Here is a 15,776-nt window from a genome sequence, read left to right on the forward strand (position 1 = left end):
CGCATGTTCGGAAAACTTACGCTCGATGCGATTCCGTATCACGAGCCAATCATCGTGGGCGCGGGCATCTTCATGGCGCTCGTCGGGCTGGCCGTGCTCGGCACGGTCACCTATCTCGGCAAATGGCGCTATCTGTGGACGGAGTGGCTGACTTCCGTCGACCACAAGCGGCTCGGCATCATGTACATCATCGTGGCGCTGATCATGCTGCTGCGCGGCTTCTCCGATGCGATCATGATGCGCCTGCAACTGGCGCTGGCCTATATCAACCCGGGCTATCTGCCGCCGCATCATTACGATCAGGTGTTTACGGCACACGGCGTCATCATGATTTTCTTCATGGCGATGACCTTCATGATCGGCCTGATGAACATCATCGTGCCGCTGCAGATCGGCGCACGTGACGTCGCGTTCCCGTTCATCAACTCGTTGAGCTTCTGGATGACCGCGGTCAGCGCGATCCTGATCAACGTTTCGCTGGTGATCGGTGAATTCGCGCAAACCGGCTGGCTGGCTTATCCGCCGCTCTCCGAACTGCAGTTCAGTCCGGGCGTCGGGGTCGACTATTACCTGTGGAGTCTGCAACTCTCCGGTATCGGCACCTTGCTGACGGGTGTGAACTTCTTCGTGACGATCGTGAAGATGCGCGCGCCGGGCATGACGTTCATGAAGATGCCGGTGTTCACGTGGACCACGCTGTGCACCAACGTGCTGATCATGGCGTCGTTCCCGATCCTGACCGTCACGCTTGCGCTGTTGGGTCTGGACCGCTATCTGGGCATGCACTTCTTCACGAACGACGCCGGCGGCAACGCCATGCTGTACTTGAACCTGATCTGGGCATGGGGTCACCCCGAGGTGTACATCCTGATCCTGCCGGCGTTCGGTATCTTCTCGGAAGTCGTGGCGACCTTCGCCAAAAAGCCGCTGTTCGGCTACAAGACGATGGTGTGGGCGACCTGCGCGATCATGGTGCTGTCGTTCCTCGTCTGGCTGCATCACTTCTTCACGATGGGTTCGGGCGCGGATGTGAATGCGTTCTTCGGCATCGCGACGATGGTGATTGCGATTCCGACCGGCGTGAAAGTGTTCAACTGGCTGTTTACGATCTACAAGGGCCGTCTGGAATTCACCACGCCGATCCTGTGGACGATCGGTTTCATGATCACGTTCACGATCGGCGGCATGACCGGCGTGATGATGGCGATTCCAGGCGCGGACTTCGTGCTGCACAACAGCCTGTTCCTGATCGCCCACTTCCACAACGTGATCATTGGTGGTGTGCTGTTCGGCTATCTGGCCGGCTTCAACTACTGGTTCCCGAAGGTGTTCGGTTTCAAGCTGAATGAAAAACTCGGCAAGGCGGCGTTCTGGTTCTGGCAGATCGGCTTCTATGTCGCGTTCGTGCCGCTGTATGTGCTCGGCTTCATGGGCATGACGCGCCGTCTGAATCACTACGACAATCCGGCATGGCATCCGTGGCTGGTCTTCGCCGCGGTCGGCGCAGTCCTGATCGCTATCGGTATCGCCTGCCAGCTGGCGCAGCTGTACGTGAGTATCCGTGACCGCAATCTGCCGCAGAATCGCGACCTCACGGGCGACCCGTGGAATGCTAATACGCTGGAATGGGCGACGAGTTCGCCGCCGCCGGTGTACAACTTCGCGATCATCCCGACGGTGCGCAAGCTGGATGCGTTCGGCGATATGAAGTCGCGCAAGGATAAGCCGGCACAACCGGTGTATCGCGACATTCACATGCCGTCGAACACGTCGGCGGGTCTGCTGGTGGGTCTGTTCTCGCTGGTGCTCGGCTTTGCCGGTGTCTGGCACATCTGGTGGCTGGCCATCGTCGGTCTCGTCGGTGCGATCGGCACGGTGATCGTTTATAGCTTCATGAAAAACGAGGGCTATTACATCCCGGCCGACACGGTCGCGCTGATTGAAGAGAAGCACAGCGGCACGGGTGCCCAGGTCGCGTTGGAGGTGGACTGATGTTACAGAAGACTATTGCGGTCCAGCCGCATCTCGCGCCGGATCACGTGCCGTCGCATTCGGTATTCGGTTTCTGGCTGTATCTGATGACCGATTGCGTCATCTTCGCAGCGCTGTTCGCCGTGTTCGCGGTGATGGGCCACCAGTTCGCCGGGGGCCCGAGCGGTAAGGATCTCTTCGAGATTCCCGGCGTCGCGCTCGAAACGACGATGCTGCTGCTGAGCAGCATTACGTACGGTTTCGCGATGCTGGGCGCGCACAAGAACAGGAAGGGCGTGCTGCTGTTCTGGCTCGCCGTGACGTTCCTGCTCGGCCTCGCGTTTCTGACGCTGGAAATGCGCGAGTTCTCGCACCTTATCGCCGAAGGTGCCGGCCCTGGCCGTAGCGCGTTCCTGTCGTCGTTCTTCACGCTGGTCGGCACGCACGGTTTGCACGTTACGTGCGGCCTGATCTGGATGGTGGTGCTCGCCGTCCAGGTGATGCGTCATCGCGATCTGACCGAACGCGACATGATTCGCCTGACGTGCCTGAGCCTTTTCTGGCATTTTCTGGACGTCGTGTGGATCGGCGTCTTCACCTTCGTCTATCTTGCGAGCGTAATCTAAATGGACCATAGCCATAACGCACACGCAGGCGAAAGTCACGGCAGTCTCGGCAGCTATACGGTGGGTTTCATTCTCTCCGTCGTTCTGACCGTGGCGGCTTTCGGCCTCGTCATGACAGGGAAGTTGACGGGCGAGCACGCGTTGTTCGCGATTGCGGGCCTCGCGCTCGTACAGATCGTCGTGCACCTGGTTTTCTTCCTGCACATGAATACGTCGTCCGAGCAGCGCTGGAATGTGATGGCGTTTGCCTTCACGCTGCTGACCGCGATCATCGTGATCGGCGGCACGTTGTGGGTCATGCACAACGTCAGCATGCACATGATGTCCCGCTAGACCGGCAACCTGAGCGGTCGTAACGAAGCCCCGCAAGGCGAAGTCTTGCGGGGCTTCCTGCTTTTTGCTGGTCGTGCCGGCGCATTACAGCGGCACCACGGTCGGCTCCGCGTGCGACGGCAGCTTGCCGAACGGGAAGTAGACCGGTCCGCAACCGGAATGAACCGGCGGACAAGGATTCCAGCCGCGCCGCACGAGCACGGGCTCCAGTCCGCCAGGGCAGGCGGAAGGCGTTTCGCGTGTCAGGCAGGCAATGCCGCCGCGAATGGATAGCGACGCCGCACGGTCGAGTTCGTCGATACGGGCCAGGTCTTTGAGGACGAGCGTTTTCATGGTGGATCTCCAACGGAGTGAGTGGATCGAGGAGAGCGGAGATTGCCGCACTCAAACCGATCGATTGCACACACCATGCCACCGGCCGTAAAGCTGCGTGGCGCATGCTTCTCCGCGGAATCGACCGACAAGTGTGATGGAGGCCGGCCAACTGGCCGCAGGCCGGTGTCGGCAAATCACCGACATTCTCTAGCCCGTCATGCAGGCGTGAAGCGCGCTGAAAATCACGGCACAATAGACCGCCACCATGAACCGTGCGCTCCGCGCGCACAGTTCGCCGATTCCCGTCTGCAAGGTAAGGAGAACCCATGAGCCAGCTCAAAGCCGTCGAGTATTCCGCGGCGTCGCCGGAAGTCAAAGCCGTATACGACGATATCAAGCAGACCCGTCAGGTCGACGACGTCAACAACTTCTGGAAGTACATTGCCCAGCATCCGCCCACACTTGCGCGCACGTGGGACAGTCTGAAAGATGTGATGGCGCCTGGCGCGCTCGATCCGCTCGTCAAGGAGTTGCTCTATGTTGCGGTAAGCGTGACGAACAACTGCGGGTACTGTGTGGCCAGCCATACGGCGGCGGCACGCCGCGCCGGCATGACCGACGAGATGTTCGGCGAATTGCTCGCGGTAGTGGGCATGGCCAACGAAACAAACCGGCTCGCGGTCGGCTACCGCGTGCCGATCGATCCGGCTTTCGAGTAGCCGCACGCAGTCAGCTCGCGCGGTCAGGTCGACACACCGCGCCATTCCGCGAGCAGGGCGGGTAGCTCGGCCATGTCCCTGAACACATGCACGACACCCGCGCCGTGCAACGCGGTCGTGCTGCTGTGGCCGAGCTCGACCGGGCAATAGCCGAACACCGTGGCGCCCGCGGCAACGCCCGCCGTTGCGCCGGTGACGGTATCCTCGACCACGGCACAGCGTGCCGGGTCCACACCAAGACCTGCGGCCGCGGCGAGGTAGACATCGGGATAGGGTTTGCTGCGGGGCATTTCGTGGCCGCTGAAGATACGTCCTTCGAAGCAGTCGAAAATCCCGGCTTTCACGAGCTGCAATTCGACCTTGATGCGGTCGGCGCCGGATGCGACCGCGATGCGTCCGTTGAGCAACGCATGCAACTCGCGCACTGCCGACGGCGCGCCGGAAATCGCACTCAGCTCGACATCCAGCGCCGCATTCCGGCGCGCGCGAAACTGCATGAGCCAATCTGTCGTGATGGCGAAACCGGTGCGTGCTTCGATCAGCGCGGCTTCGTCCCTGACGGCCTTGCCGACGAAAATACGCATCGTCTCCGCCACGTTCAACTGCCAGCCGAGCTCGCCGAGCATTTCAGTGAGCACGCGGTTGGTGATGGGTTCGGAGTCGACGAGCACGCCGTCGCAGTCGAAGAGTACGGCGTCGAAGGGGAAATCGGCCATCGGGGCAGGTGCGGATAGAGGTCGGGAAACCGGCAAGGATACCTCACCGGCTAGTGCGCCGTAGCGCAAGGACAGTGTTGGTGACCCTCGCGCCAATGCCGCAATCTCAGCTCTCGTACCCGTCATTCTGCTGACGCCGCATGGCAACGCGCGAACGGCTGCGACCCTGCGTCTCGCGTCTCAGCGCGGTTTTTCGCGCATCCTTCTTCCCTTTCGAATTTTTCAACAACGCGTAGCGACGGATTTTTCCCGCCGCTGCGTTCAAGAAGAAACGAAGCCGCTTCTGGCTTCGGCTTTTGATGGGAGAAACCAGCATGACATTCACCAAACCAGTTCGCCTTCTCACTTCCACGCTGGCCGTCGCGCTGACGTGCGCCGCCGCCACGCTCACGGCTGCGCCGGCTTTCGCGCAGGCGGTGATCGTCGCGCCGATGGCGCCGCCGCCGTCGCGCGTCGAAGTCGTGCCGGCCCCGCGCGTCGGCTATGTGTGGGACCAAGGCCGCTGGCATTGGGATCAAGGCCATTATGTCTGGGTGGGCGGCCACTGGATGCCGATGCGCGCCGGGTATCACTGGGTGCCTGGACACTGGATGCAGATCGGGCCCAACTGGCGTTGGATCGACGGCCATTGGGCATGACCTGAACGCTGCTGTGCCCAACGTTCTTCGACGCGTTGCGCTTCACACTGAGGCGGATCGCTAAACGCCTGTGATAATGCTGCCGGCGATGAACGGCCATTGCGCATCGGGTATCGGGCAGATGCCGTGGATGAACCCGCTTCGCACGGGATGAAATGAAGCGGCGAGTTTCAAATGCCAGGACGACAGGCAGCACCTCACGCTCTCATTGAGCGACGAGCGGCGCCGCCTGTCGTCACCCGGTCAGTCGCCGGTGAAAGCGCAGGCGCCTAACCTCCGCCGCCTTGCGTCCCAATCGTCAGTTTGTTATTCACCGACTTCACGCCGGTCACGTTCTTCGCCACTTCCTCCGCCTGCGGAATCTGCGCGCCGTCGGGCACCGATCCACTCAGCGTTACCACGCCGCCGCGAGCCCGGACAAACACGTTCGACACGTCAAAACCCTGCGCTTTCGACAGAGCCTTGCGCACTTGCAAACCCAGCGAGCGGTCCGCTTTTTTTACTGTTTTGGCACTGGGCGCCGACGTGCCGCCGGACGTCGTCGCGTCGCTCGACTGCGCATAGACGCTGGACGCGGTTGCTACATACAATGCGATGCCGAGCGCCTTTAAAAGATTGACTGTTTTCACGTTTTCTCCATCCTCGAAAAGTTGATGTCGCTTCGTTGCATGCAAAAAGACCCACGCGCTTGCGAGCACTTTCCGCCCACGAGGAGCACCCCTGTCTTGTAGAAGAGTCATGCTGCGACGCTCCCGGCGCGCTTAAACAATACTCCAGCGCACGGGCTCATGTTGGAAAAACTGGCTGGAGCGCCGCGTTAGCAGCGGATCCGATAACCGTTGCGGCTCTGCCGTCAATCACGTGCATCAAGGATGTTCCGCGTTTCGCGCTGCAGATCCGCGCACGATAGCTTTTGCCGCGACCGCATTCACGCAATCACGATATCGAGCGCAATGCGTCGAATCGCTCGATGCTTAGGGGAAAAACACGACTCAACGCATCAGCACGACGTGGCTGAAAAGCGTGGCATCCGGGTAATTCCCCATGCTTCGCCTGACGACGATACGTGCCAGTTTATAACGAAAACGAATGATCGTGCTTTTATTTACAGGCTGAATTCCGGCACGTATGATGGGTGCCCAAGGTGGTCTACAAATCTGCACAGCAGAACAATCTGGAGGAGCGAGACAATGTCTGTGAAGGATCTGTTTCAACTGGACGGCAAGGTTGCACTTATCACCGGAGGCTCGCGCGGACTCGGTCTGCAAATGGCCGAGGCTCTCGGCGAAATGGGCTGTCGCGTCGCCATTACCGCGCGCAAGGTCGACGAACTCGCTGAAGCGAAAACGCATCTGCAACAACGCGGCATTGAAGTGCAAACGGTGGTCAACGACCTGCAGCGCTTCGAGGGCATTCCCGGCCTCGTGGATGAAGTGCTGGGTGCCCATGAGCACATCGATATTCTGGTCAACAACGCGGGCGCGACGTGGGGCGCACCCGCCGAAGACTATCCCGACGAAGCGTGGCACAAGGTCATGAACCTGAACGTCAACGCACCGTTCTTTCTCGCTCGCGAAGTCGGCAAGCGCAGCATGATCCCGCGGCGCGCGGGCAAGATCGTGAATATCGCTTCGGTGGCGGGGTTGAAGGGATCGCCGCCCGGCATGAACACGATTGCGTACAACACGTCGAAGGCCGCCGCGATCAATTTCACGCGCGCGCTGGCCGCGGAATGGGGCAAGTACAACATCAACGTCAATGCAATCTGCCCGGGCTTTTTCCCTTCGAAGATGTCGGCCGGTCTGCTCGGCAAACTCGAAGATGCGATCGTCTCGCGCACGCCGTTGCAGCGTCTCGGTGGTGACGAAGATCTCAAAGGCCCGATCGTGTTTCTTGCGAGCGAGGCGTCGCGCCACGTCACCGGTCAGGATTTCGCCGTGGATGGCGGCGCAATCATCGCCTGAATTCGTCGCGTCCCCGCGCAAGACGTTCAGGATTGCCGGCGTTACGCCGTGGCAGGATGTGATCGGGCGGCGCCCGCGCCTGGGCCGTTACATCCGGCCCCGGCGATCTGGGACATATCGACGAAGACGGTTATTTTTTCATGACCGATCGCCTGAAACGCATGATCAACGCGTCCGGCTACAAGGTGTGGCTGGCCGAAGTCGAAGCGCTGATGTACCGGCATCCGGCTATCCATGAAGTGTGCGTGATCGGCGTGAAGGACGGGAAGCGCGGCGAGACCGTGAAGGCGCTGGTGGTGCCCGCTGCGGCGCACGCAGGCACGATTACTGCGAAGGAGATCGTCGACGGGGCGCATGAGCAGATGGCGTCGTACAAGGCGCCGCGCATCGTCGAGTTTGTCGAGTCGCTGCCGAAGTCGGGCAGCGGCAAGATTTTGTGGCGGAAATTGCAGGAAGAGTACGCGGCGCGCACGGCCGGTTCGTGACGTTCGTCTGCTCGACAACGTAACACACCCGTTCGGGGCGCTGAAAATACTCTTTTAATCGTTTGCATGTAAGCTCTACCCGCGAGTCCGCACTGAATACTGTGCGGCTCGCTGTCGTGAACAAAGGCTTGCAGACAGGCTTCGAGGCTATTGCCAACTTTCGAGAGGGGATTTTGAAAATGAAGAGCTTTGCCATTAAACAGATCATGCTCGGACTCGCCGTCACCGCCCTGGTGGCAGGCAGCATTCCGCTTGCCGCGGCCCAGGACGCCAGCGGCGCCGCGGCTACGGCGGCGCCCGCCGCGGCGAGCGGCGCAAAACCCACCAAAGCCGAGCGCAAAGCGGCACGCAAGCAAGCGCGCGCCAAAAAGAATGCCGAACTGAAGAAGCTCGAAGACGCAGGTTATCAGCCGGGCCAGAACGACCCGAACTATCCGGACAAGTTGCAGAAAGCGGAGAAGAAGGCCGGCGTTGGAGCAGGTGCGAGCCAGTAATCGTGAGGAATGCCGCTCGGCGTGACTGAGCTTCGCGCGGCTACCGGTACGCATCGCCGGGCCGCGCGCACTCGCGTCCGTGAACGTTGCAGCGCGACTCAGCCAAACCCATTCAACGCCCGCCAAGCGTCTCGATCAGCATATCGACGAACGCCTTGACGCGCGCGGTCATCTGTAACTGCTGCGGGTACACTGCGTAGATATCCGCACCCGGCGTGCGGTAGTCGGGCATGACGTGGACGAGCCGGCCATCGGCGAGATACTCCGCGATATCCCATTCGGCGCGCATCAGAATGCCGTGGCCGTCCAGAGCCCATTTCACCGCGATTTCGCCGTCATTGGTGGTCAGGTTGCCCCGCACGCGCACGGTCTCGGTCTTTTCCGCCGCGCCGCGTCCGCTCGTCAGACGCCAGAGGCCGTAACCGTCGCCGCCCTGGCGAATGCCGATGCAGTTGTGTTGCGCCAATTCCGCCGGGCTGCGCGGCGCGCGCCGCTGCGCGAGATACCGCGGCGAGGCGCACAGCAGGCGCCGGTTCGACGCGACCCGGCGCGCGATCACGCGGGCATCCGGCGGCTCGCCGAAACGCACGCACACGTCGAAGGCGTCGTCGCTGAGCGGCGGCGGGTCGACTGACAGTTGCAATTGCACGTCGACTTCGGGAAAGCGCCGCACGAATGTCGAGATCAGCGGCGCCACGTGGCTGCGCCCGAAACCGAGTGTCGCGTTGACGCGCAGCAGGCCTTTGGGTGCCGCCTGCGAGCCGCCGAGCAACTGGGCGAGGTCGTCCATGTCGTTCAGGATGCGCCGCGCGCGCGTCAGATACAGATCGCCTTCGGGCGTGAGGCTCATGCGCCGCGTCGTGCGGTTGACGAGCGAGACGCCCGCGCGCGATTCCATCTGCGCCAGATGTTTGCTTACGGCCGCCGTGCTCAGGCCGAGTTCGCGCGCGGCCGCTGTCAGGCTGCCGCTCGCGGCAAGCGTGGAGAAAAAGGCGAAGTCGTCCGGCTGTATCGACGCGGTCATGAAGCGGCTTATTGTTAACCTTGAGTTAAGGATGCTTTGAGTCTAGCAGCGTATTGACGGGCCGTGGCCGTTCTACGATGCGATCCATGCTTTCACAACATCATGGAGACGCTCAATGAAGACCTATCGCATCGCAACCATTCCCGGCGACGGCATCGGCAAGGAAGTCGTGCCCGCAGGCCGGCGCGTGCTGGAAGCCATCGCCGCGCGCAGCGACGCCTTCGGCTTCGAGTTCGAGAATTTCGATTGGGGCGGCGACTATTACCGCGAGCACGGCGTGATGATGCCGGCCGACGGATTGGACGCGATTCGCCATCAGGACGCAATCCTGTTCGGCTCGGCGGGCGACCCGCATATTCCCGATCACGTCACGCTGTGGGGATTGCGCCTGAAAATCTGCCAGGGCTTCGATCAGTATGCGAACGTGCGGCCCACGCGCATCCTGCCGGGCATCGACGCGCCGTTGAAGCGCTGCGGACCGCAGGATCTCGACTGGGTGATCGTGCGCGAAAACTCGGAGGGCGAATATGCCGGGGTGGGCGGCCGCGTTCACCAGGGCCATCCGATCGAAGTCGCCACCGACGTCTCGATGATGACGCGCGCCGGTGTCGAGCGCATTCTGCGTTTTGCGTTCCGGCTTGCGCAGTCGCGGCCGCGCAAACTGCTGACCGTGATCACCAAGAGCAACGCGCAGCGCCACGCCATGGTCATGTGGGACGAGATCGCGGTGCAGGTCTCGAAGGAGTTTCCGGACGTTCGTTGGGACAAGGAACTGGTCGACGCCGCCACCGCACGCATGGTCAACCGGCCCGCCACGCTCGACACGATCGTCGCGACCAACCTGCACGCCGACATCCTCAGCGATCTGGCCGCGGCGCTGGCCGGCAGTCTCGGCATTGCGCCGACCGCCAATCTCGACCCCGAGCGCCGCTATCCGTCCATGTTCGAGCCGATTCACGGCTCCGCCTTCGACATCATGGGCAAAGGCCTCGCGAATCCGGTCGGCACCTTCTGGTCGGTGGTGATGATGCTGGACCACCTCGGCGAGCCCGCCGCCGCGCGGCAACTGATGGCGGCCATCGAGCGCGTTACCGCGGACCCGTCGCTGCATACGGGCGACCTGGGCGGCACGGCCACGACCGCGCAGGTGACTGACGCCGTTTGCGCGCTCCTCGCGGCCGGCTCGCCGGCCGTACCGGTAGCCAGCGTCAAGGCTGCCTGAGGCGGCTCGCCTCCATCGCACAGAAACATAAACATAACGCCCGGACCGATACGTCACGGGCGATGTCACTGCATCTTGCAGAGATCGAGTGGAGACAGGTATGAACGATGAATTGCAGGCCCGTGTGGTTCGCAAGCTGACCTGGCGCATTTTGCCTTTTGTGATGCTGCTTTACTTCGTCAGCTTTCTCGACCGCGTGAACGTCGGCTTTGCGGCCATCACCATGAACAAGGATCTCGGCCTCACGCCGACCATGTTCGGGCTCGGCGGCGGCATTTTCTTCCTCGGCTATTTTCTGTTCGAGGTGCCGTCGAATCTCATCCTCAACAAGGTCGGCGCGCGCATCTGGATTGCGCGCGTGATGGTGACATGGGGCCTGGTATCGGCGGCCTCGGCATTCGTTTCCGGGCCGACCTCGTTCTATACGCTGCGCTTTCTGCTGGGCGTAGCCGAAGCCGGGTTCTTCCCCGGCATCATCCTTTACCTGAGCCAGTGGTTTCCCGCCCGCCAGCGCGCCGTCGCGGCCGCCGCGTTCATGGCGGCCGCGCCTTTGTCGACGGCGATCGGCTCGCCCATTTCCGGCGCGATCATGCAGATGCCCGCCTTGTTCGGCTTGAAGGACTGGCAGTGGCTTTTCATCGTCGAGGCGATTCCCGCCGTCCTGCTCGGCTTTGCGGTATTGAAGGCGCTCACCGATTCCCCGGACAAAGCCACCTGGCTTGCCGCCGATGAAAAGGCCTGGCTCATCGCCACCTTGCGCGAAGAACGGATGGGGCGCGAAGCGCACGCGGGCCATGCCGCCGGCGCGCTCGCCGCGTTGCGCGACCCGCGTATCTGGATCATGTCGATGATCTATTTCGGCACATCCGCGGGACTCTACACGCTTGGCTTGTGGGCGCCGCTCATCATTCGCCAGTACGGTTTCAGCGCGCTCGGCACCGGTGCGTTGAACGCCATTCCGAGCGTGCTGGCGGTCATCGGCATGGTGGTGTGGGCGCGTCATTCGGACCGTCGCGGCGAGCGCACCTGGCATGTGGTGATTCCGTGCGTGGCGGCGGCACTCGGGCTCGGCTGGGCTGGTGTCGCGGACACGGCGGTTGGCGTCGTGCTGGCGCTGGTCGTGGTGAACGTGGGCATCAGCGCGGCCAAGGCGCCGTTGTGGGCGATGCCGAGCACCTTTCTGTCGGGCGCGGGGGCCGCTGCCGGCATTGCCATGATCAACTCGCTCGGCAATCTGGGCGGCTTCGTCGGCCCGTTCGCGATCGGCTGGCTGAAGAGCGTGACGGGCGGATATGCCGCCGGGCTCTATGTGGTGGCGGCGAGCCTCGCGGTTTCGGCTGTGCTGGCGTTGGCAGTGGGGCGGCGAGGGTATCGGACCGCGCCCGCGGCGCAATGATCCGGCATGCTCGAACGTTGATGATCGAATGTTGATGAGAAGCGTTGCTGTTCTCGCTCAAGACAGGCTTTAGGGCTTTGATGTTTTTCGTGCCTGAATCGATTACGCTTTCGCCAGCGACTCGAAACCCAGGCACACGATCATGGCATCCCGACAGGAAATAAAACGATATAAAACCAATCTCTCCGATGAACTGCACAGCGCCGCGTTATACGAAACACTCGCCGAGGCCGAGAAAGACGACACGCGCAAGCAGGTGTACGGCGACCTCGCAAGGTCCGAGCGCGATCATGCGCAGGTCTGGGCCGACAAACTGCGGGCCAATGGGCTTGAGCCGAAGGGCGCCGGTCACGCCGTAAAAACGCGCCTCATGAAAGCCCTGGTCCGCCTGTTCGGCGCGAGTTTCGTGCTGCCCACGCTCGCTGCGGCGGAATACGCCGATCGCAACAAATACGAGGGGCAGCCGGACGCAGGCCGCATGTCGGCCGACGAGCAGCATCACGCCGCCATTGTCCGCACGCTGGCGCATGGCGGCGACGCGAACCTGTCGCAAGGCGCGCGCATCGCCGCCGCCGAGCAGTGGCACAAGGGCGTGGGGGCGGGCAACGATCTGCGCGCCGCCGTGCTCGGCGCCAACGACGGCCTCGTCTCGAACTTCTGTCTGATCATGGGCGTGGCCGGCGCGGGAACCGGCAACAAGGCGATTCTGCTGACGGGCCTTGCGGGGCTCATTGCCGGCGCGTGCTCGATGGCGCTGGGCGAATGGCTCTCGGTGACCAACGCCCGCGAACTCGCCCGCACGCAGATCGCAAAAGAGGCCCAGGAGATCGAAGAGACGCCGGAGGCCGAAGAGCACGAACTCGCGCTGATCTATCGCGCCAAGGGTCTCGACGCGAACGAGGCCAAGCGGGTCGCCTCGCAAATGATGCGCGACCCGAATAAAGCGCTCGACACCCTGACGCGCGAAGAACTCGGACTCGATCCCGCGGAACTGGGCGGCAATCCCTGGTCCGCTGCGGGCGTGTCGTTCTGCCTCTTTTCGCTGGGCGCGATTTTCCCGGTGATGCCGTTTCTGTGGACTCGCGACTACAACGCGATCGTGCAATGCGTGGTGCTCAGCATGCTGGCGCTTGCGTCGATCGGCGTGTTCACGTCGCTCTTTAACGGACGCAGCGCCGCATTTTCAGCGTTGCGGCAAGTCGTGATCGGATTGATCGCGGCTGCGTTTACGTTCGGCGTGGGGCGTCTGTTGGGGGTGTCGGTTTCGTGACGGCCGAACGCTGCTTCGCGCGTGCGGCACGGCCGTTTCGAGGTCTTTCCTGAACCCTTCTACAAAGGTAACACCCAGGGTAACAGTCAGCTTTTTTCCGGCGAGCCTGCATCGGGCGTTCTAACCGGAAGCCTCTATCCGTTCGCCACGTTCGCGCATCGGAAGTTTCCTCCCGCATAAATAGACCAATCCCAATCCCTTCCGTTGGCCGTGCGAATAGCATACGTCCAAGAGTGCTCTCAGCGTCTCGAACACGCTGATCTTGCGACCTAGCCGACCGAGTTCTCCCGGTCCATCGGAGATACACACGATGTTTTCCAGAATGCGCGCGGATTTCTCCGCGTCCGCCGCCATCGCAGGGGGCATCGCGCTCGTAGCAACATACAGCGGGCCGGTGTTGATCGTCGTGCAAGCGGCGCAGGCCGGGCATCTCTCGCACAGTCTGCTGTCAACCTGGATCTGGGCGGTTTCCATCGGTGCCGGCTTATTAGGTCTCTGGCTTAGCCTGCGGCACAGAATGCCGGTCATCGGCGCGTGGTCCACACCCGGCGTGGCACTGCTGATTACCGGACTTGCTCACTATCCATTCAGCGAGGTGATCGGCTGTTATCTGGTAGTGACAGTCATCATCGCAATTCTTGGCTTGTCGGGTCTGTTCGGCAGACTGATCCAGCATCTGCCCGCACATCTTCTGTCTGCCATGATTGCTGGCGTGCTCTTCGAGTTTTGCGCGGGGATCTTCCGCTCGCTCCAATCCACGCCCGCCGTTGTGCTGCCTGTGGTAGTCGCGTACGTCGCCTGTCGGCGCTTCATCCCGCGTTACGCCGTCGCGCTTGCGCTGCTGACAGGCGTCATCCTGGCTCTGCCGGGCACGAACTTCACCGCCCAAGGGCTCGACCTGACCATCGTCAAGCCCGAATTCACCCTCCCAAGCTTTTCTGTCGAGGCACTCGTCGGACTCGGCCTGCCGTTGCTTCTGCTCGCCCTGACCCAATACGCAACCTCGATCCATATTCTTCGTAACGCGGGTTATGACATATCGCCCAAATCGGTCGTCGGCGCCAGCGGACTGATGTCCATTCCTCTTGCCTTGTTCGGCAACTCCGGCATCAACCCTGCGGCAATCGTCGGGGCCATGTGCGCGAGCCCGGAATGCCACGAGAATCCCCAGCGCAGATATATCTCCGGTGTGGTCTGTGGCGTCGGTTACCTCTGCGTCGGCACGTTTGGGGCTTCCGTCATCGCGCTCTTCGCGCGGCTGCCCGAGGGGCTCACCAGTACCCTGGCGGGTCTGGCGCTGCTCGGAACGCTCGTCACAAGTCTCTCATCGTCGGTCGCTGCCGAGGCCGATCGCGAATCCTCTGTCATTACGTTCGTGGTCACGGTTTCCGGCATGTCGTTCTTCGGCTTGGGGTCGGCCTTGTGGGGACTCGTCGCCGGTGTCGTTTTTTTCGCTCGTCTTGTCGAAGAAGCCACTCTGGAGGCCTGCGAAGCGGGCCGATGGCAACGAGCCGAGAACCAGTTGAGCCGGTTTCGGGACATCTGCTGAACGCGTCTTCCAGACTATCAACGCGAGGCGAATCCGCCGAATTGATCAATGCATCACGGAACGGGTACATCACACGAACATTGTGTTGGAACTTTACGAAAGGAGCTGTAGACATGGTGACAAAAACTCGCCTTGTGGGTCGCATCCAGTTCGACAATGCTTTGCTCAAGAAGGATCTGAAAGTACTGTCCGAGTTGCCGGTCATCAAGGAGCAGTACGATGAATTCAGTTCGGGCACATGGATCAACCATTCGCTTTGGAACAGAACTGGCGAGTGGACCGACACCCAATATTCCGATTATGACCATCCGGCCATTCGAACCCAGGTGGGAACCGCGACCTCGTACATCAGCCAGATCATCGAAAACTATTTCGATGTGGAACACATGCGAATGGCGCGCGTACGCAATCTCGTCAATGGTCTTGTCATTCCGCACACCGATTTTCTGGAGCTGTCAGAAGAGAAAGACCGCTATGTCCGCATTCTGATTCCCCTTGAAACCTGTATCGATTCCTACCATACCGAGGAAAAGTTTGGGGTCTTCCGGATGCGAAGAGGTGACATCTGGATTCTGGAATCGACGGTTCCTCATGCGGCGTTAAATCTGACCTCAAACAATCGCCGGATTCTAAGCCTCGATTTTCAGTACGCGGACATTCCAAATCCACATTATTCGTTGATCTTCAAGGATCTCTCGATCCACGACGTAACAGTTGCGCCGGCACTGGTTGCACGTACCAGGCTGGACCCTGAGGACTTGCATGACCATCTCGAACTGCTGGCGGAGCGTTTCAATCACAAAGACGACGCAGAGCAGATTCTGGTCAATCTGTCGAAGGTTCAGCTGCGCTTCGAGTCGCCGGTCAGTGATATCTATAAAAATCTGACCAAGGTCGCCCGACTAACTCGACGGCAGGAACTCGTCGAGCATTGTGAAGAGATGCAAAGGTTCTATATTGGCTCGCGCGTGATGAACGAGCGTTTTCCGCTTCGCAAGGAACTGTTCTAAGTATTTGCGTCTGTGCAACCGGCGCTCGATCTTCATTGAGTTGT

The 15,776-nt window shown here is 61.3% G+C and carries 17 protein-coding genes and 1 pseudogene; 13 read left to right on the forward strand and 5 right to left on the reverse strand.

Annotated features, from left to right (window positions below; genetic code table 11):
* Positions 1 to 3: 3 nt before the first annotated feature.
* The 3 genes from cyoB to cyoD are packed head-to-tail and all read left to right on the forward strand — an operon-like array spanning position 4 to position 2,930.
* Complete coding sequence (gene cyoB, locus PDMSB3_RS26920; RefSeq protein WP_007177066.1) at positions 4 to 1,992, forward strand: cytochrome o ubiquinol oxidase subunit I; 1,989 nt, start codon at positions 4 to 6, stop codon at positions 1,990 to 1,992.
* Entirely contained in the window at positions 1,992 to 2,597 is a 606-nt protein-coding gene (cyoC, locus tag PDMSB3_RS26925; RefSeq protein WP_007177067.1) for a cytochrome o ubiquinol oxidase subunit III, read from the forward strand. The genes cyoB and cyoC overlap by 1 nt, the downstream gene beginning before the upstream one ends.
* Entirely contained in the window at positions 2,598 to 2,930 is a 333-nt protein-coding gene (gene cyoD, locus PDMSB3_RS26930) for a cytochrome o ubiquinol oxidase subunit IV (RefSeq protein ID WP_007177068.1), read from the forward strand.
* A gap of 84 nt (positions 2,931 to 3,014) precedes the next feature.
* On the opposite strand, the gene PDMSB3_RS26935 is transcribed toward cyoD, so the two are convergent.
* A complete protein-coding gene (locus PDMSB3_RS26935; protein ID WP_007177069.1) occupies positions 3,015 to 3,263 on the reverse strand; it encodes a hypothetical protein in 249 nt (82 codons plus the stop codon).
* Between the two features lie 308 nt (positions 3,264 to 3,571).
* On the opposite strand from PDMSB3_RS26935, the gene PDMSB3_RS26940 reads away from it, so the two are divergent.
* Positions 3,572 to 3,964 (forward strand): carboxymuconolactone decarboxylase family protein, encoded by a 393-nt coding sequence (locus PDMSB3_RS26940; protein WP_007177070.1) that lies wholly within the window; start codon positions 3,572 to 3,574, stop codon positions 3,962 to 3,964.
* A gap of 23 nt (positions 3,965 to 3,987) precedes the next feature.
* Here the strand turns inward: PDMSB3_RS26940 and PDMSB3_RS26945 are convergent, their stop codons facing one another.
* Positions 3,988 to 4,680 carry an HAD family hydrolase gene (locus tag PDMSB3_RS26945; protein WP_007177071.1) on the reverse strand — a complete coding sequence of 231 codons (693 nt, stop codon included), beginning with the start codon at positions 4,678 to 4,680 and terminating at the stop codon, positions 3,988 to 3,990.
* 106 nt (positions 4,681 to 4,786) lie between these two features.
* Positions 4,787 to 4,996 (reverse strand): hypothetical protein, encoded by a 210-nt coding sequence (locus tag PDMSB3_RS26950; RefSeq protein WP_035516596.1) that lies wholly within the window; start codon positions 4,994 to 4,996, stop codon positions 4,787 to 4,789.
* Here PDMSB3_RS26950 and PDMSB3_RS26955 point away from each other — a divergent pair.
* The gene (locus PDMSB3_RS26955; RefSeq protein WP_165188281.1) at positions 4,995 to 5,318 is read left to right on the forward strand and encodes a YXWGXW repeat-containing protein; all 324 of its coding nucleotides are present in this window, start codon (positions 4,995 to 4,997) and stop codon (positions 5,316 to 5,318) included. The two genes, PDMSB3_RS26950 and PDMSB3_RS26955, sit on opposite strands and share 2 nt — an antisense overlap.
* Before the next feature lie 269 nt (positions 5,319 to 5,587).
* On the opposite strand, the gene PDMSB3_RS26960 is transcribed toward PDMSB3_RS26955, so the two are convergent.
* Positions 5,588 to 5,947 carry a BON domain-containing protein gene (locus PDMSB3_RS26960; RefSeq protein WP_165188283.1) on the reverse strand — a complete coding sequence of 120 codons (360 nt, stop codon included), beginning with the start codon at positions 5,945 to 5,947 and terminating at the stop codon, positions 5,588 to 5,590.
* A 561-nt stretch (positions 5,948 to 6,508) separates the two neighbouring features.
* Between PDMSB3_RS26960 and PDMSB3_RS26965 the strand changes: the two genes are divergently transcribed.
* The 3 genes and pseudogenes from PDMSB3_RS26965 (at position 6,509) to PDMSB3_RS26975 (ending at position 8,261) form a co-directional block, all read left to right on the forward strand.
* Positions 6,509 to 7,282, forward strand: a complete 774-nt coding sequence (locus tag PDMSB3_RS26965) for an SDR family oxidoreductase (RefSeq protein WP_165188285.1) — start codon at positions 6,509 to 6,511, stop codon at positions 7,280 to 7,282.
* 101 nt (positions 7,283 to 7,383) lie between these two features.
* Positions 7,384 to 7,767: pseudogene (locus PDMSB3_RS26970) on the forward strand (AMP-binding enzyme); the annotation flags it as partial.
* A 179-nt stretch (positions 7,768 to 7,946) separates the two neighbouring features.
* On the forward strand, positions 7,947 to 8,261 hold the full coding sequence (locus tag PDMSB3_RS26975; protein WP_007177075.1) for a DUF4148 domain-containing protein: 315 nt from the start codon (positions 7,947 to 7,949) through the stop codon (positions 8,259 to 8,261).
* Positions 8,262 to 8,373: 112 nt separating this feature from the next.
* On the opposite strand, the gene PDMSB3_RS26980 is transcribed toward PDMSB3_RS26975, so the two are convergent.
* Positions 8,374 to 9,285 carry a LysR family transcriptional regulator gene (locus tag PDMSB3_RS26980; protein WP_007177076.1) on the reverse strand — a complete coding sequence of 304 codons (912 nt, stop codon included), beginning with the start codon at positions 9,283 to 9,285 and terminating at the stop codon, positions 8,374 to 8,376.
* 115 nt (positions 9,286 to 9,400) lie between these two features.
* Here PDMSB3_RS26980 and PDMSB3_RS26985 point away from each other — a divergent pair, with 115 nt between their 5' ends.
* From PDMSB3_RS26985 to PDMSB3_RS27005, 5 genes are all read left to right on the forward strand, one after another.
* Positions 9,401 to 10,507, forward strand: a complete 1,107-nt coding sequence (locus PDMSB3_RS26985) for a tartrate dehydrogenase (RefSeq protein WP_007177077.1) — start codon at positions 9,401 to 9,403, stop codon at positions 10,505 to 10,507.
* 100 nt (positions 10,508 to 10,607) lie between these two features.
* Entirely contained in the window at positions 10,608 to 11,903 is a 1,296-nt protein-coding gene (locus PDMSB3_RS26990) for an MFS transporter (protein ID WP_165188287.1), read from the forward strand.
* Positions 11,904 to 12,045: 142 nt separating this feature from the next.
* The gene (locus PDMSB3_RS26995; RefSeq protein ID WP_165188288.1) at positions 12,046 to 13,173 is read left to right on the forward strand and encodes a VIT1/CCC1 transporter family protein; all 1,128 of its coding nucleotides are present in this window, start codon (positions 12,046 to 12,048) and stop codon (positions 13,171 to 13,173) included.
* Between the two features lie 310 nt (positions 13,174 to 13,483).
* Positions 13,484 to 14,722, forward strand: coding sequence for a benzoate/H(+) symporter BenE family transporter (locus tag PDMSB3_RS27000; RefSeq protein WP_232064336.1), 1,239 nt, complete (start codon positions 13,484 to 13,486; stop codon positions 14,720 to 14,722).
* A gap of 113 nt (positions 14,723 to 14,835) precedes the next feature.
* The gene (locus PDMSB3_RS27005; RefSeq protein WP_165188290.1) at positions 14,836 to 15,732 is read left to right on the forward strand and encodes an aspartyl/asparaginyl beta-hydroxylase domain-containing protein; all 897 of its coding nucleotides are present in this window, start codon (positions 14,836 to 14,838) and stop codon (positions 15,730 to 15,732) included.
* Positions 15,733 to 15,776 lie beyond the last annotated feature (44 nt).

The sequence above is a fragment of the Paraburkholderia dioscoreae genome (assembly GCF_902459535.1).
Taxonomy (GTDB): domain Bacteria; phylum Pseudomonadota; class Gammaproteobacteria; order Burkholderiales; family Burkholderiaceae; genus Paraburkholderia; species Paraburkholderia dioscoreae.

Excerpts from the sequence above, each read along its gene's own strand:
- PDMSB3_RS26980 (WP_007177076.1), bottom strand. The coding sequence starts at position 9,285 with ATGACCGCGTCGATACAGCCGGACGACTTCGCCTTTTTCTCCACGCTT.
- cyoB (WP_007177066.1), top strand. The coding sequence starts at position 4 with ATGTTCGGAAAACTTACGCTCGATGCGATTCCGTATCACGAGCCAATC.
- PDMSB3_RS27005 (WP_165188290.1), top strand. The coding sequence starts at position 14,836 with ATGGTGACAAAAACTCGCCTTGTGGGTCGCATCCAGTTCGACAATGCT.
- cyoD (WP_007177068.1), top strand. The coding sequence starts at position 2,598 with ATGGACCATAGCCATAACGCACACGCAGGCGAAAGTCACGGCAGTCTC.
- PDMSB3_RS26935 (WP_007177069.1), bottom strand. The coding sequence starts at position 3,263 with ATGAAAACGCTCGTCCTCAAAGACCTGGCCCGTATCGACGAACTCGAC.
- PDMSB3_RS26965 (WP_165188285.1), top strand. The coding sequence starts at position 6,509 with ATGTCTGTGAAGGATCTGTTTCAACTGGACGGCAAGGTTGCACTTATC.
- PDMSB3_RS27000 (WP_232064336.1), top strand. The coding sequence starts at position 13,484 with ATGTTTTCCAGAATGCGCGCGGATTTCTCCGCGTCCGCCGCCATCGCA.
- PDMSB3_RS26990 (WP_165188287.1), top strand. The coding sequence starts at position 10,608 with ATGAACGATGAATTGCAGGCCCGTGTGGTTCGCAAGCTGACCTGGCGC.
- PDMSB3_RS26975 (WP_007177075.1), top strand. The coding sequence starts at position 7,947 with ATGAAGAGCTTTGCCATTAAACAGATCATGCTCGGACTCGCCGTCACC.
- PDMSB3_RS26950 (WP_035516596.1), bottom strand. The coding sequence starts at position 4,996 with ATGCTGGTTTCTCCCATCAAAAGCCGAAGCCAGAAGCGGCTTCGTTTC.
- PDMSB3_RS26955 (WP_165188281.1), top strand. The coding sequence starts at position 4,995 with ATGACATTCACCAAACCAGTTCGCCTTCTCACTTCCACGCTGGCCGTC.
- PDMSB3_RS26985 (WP_007177077.1), top strand. The coding sequence starts at position 9,401 with ATGAAGACCTATCGCATCGCAACCATTCCCGGCGACGGCATCGGCAAG.
- PDMSB3_RS26940 (WP_007177070.1), top strand. The coding sequence starts at position 3,572 with ATGAGCCAGCTCAAAGCCGTCGAGTATTCCGCGGCGTCGCCGGAAGTC.
- PDMSB3_RS26945 (WP_007177071.1), bottom strand. The coding sequence starts at position 4,680 with ATGGCCGATTTCCCCTTCGACGCCGTACTCTTCGACTGCGACGGCGTG.
- cyoC (WP_007177067.1), top strand. The coding sequence starts at position 1,992 with ATGTTACAGAAGACTATTGCGGTCCAGCCGCATCTCGCGCCGGATCAC.
- PDMSB3_RS26995 (WP_165188288.1), top strand. The coding sequence starts at position 12,046 with ATGGCATCCCGACAGGAAATAAAACGATATAAAACCAATCTCTCCGAT.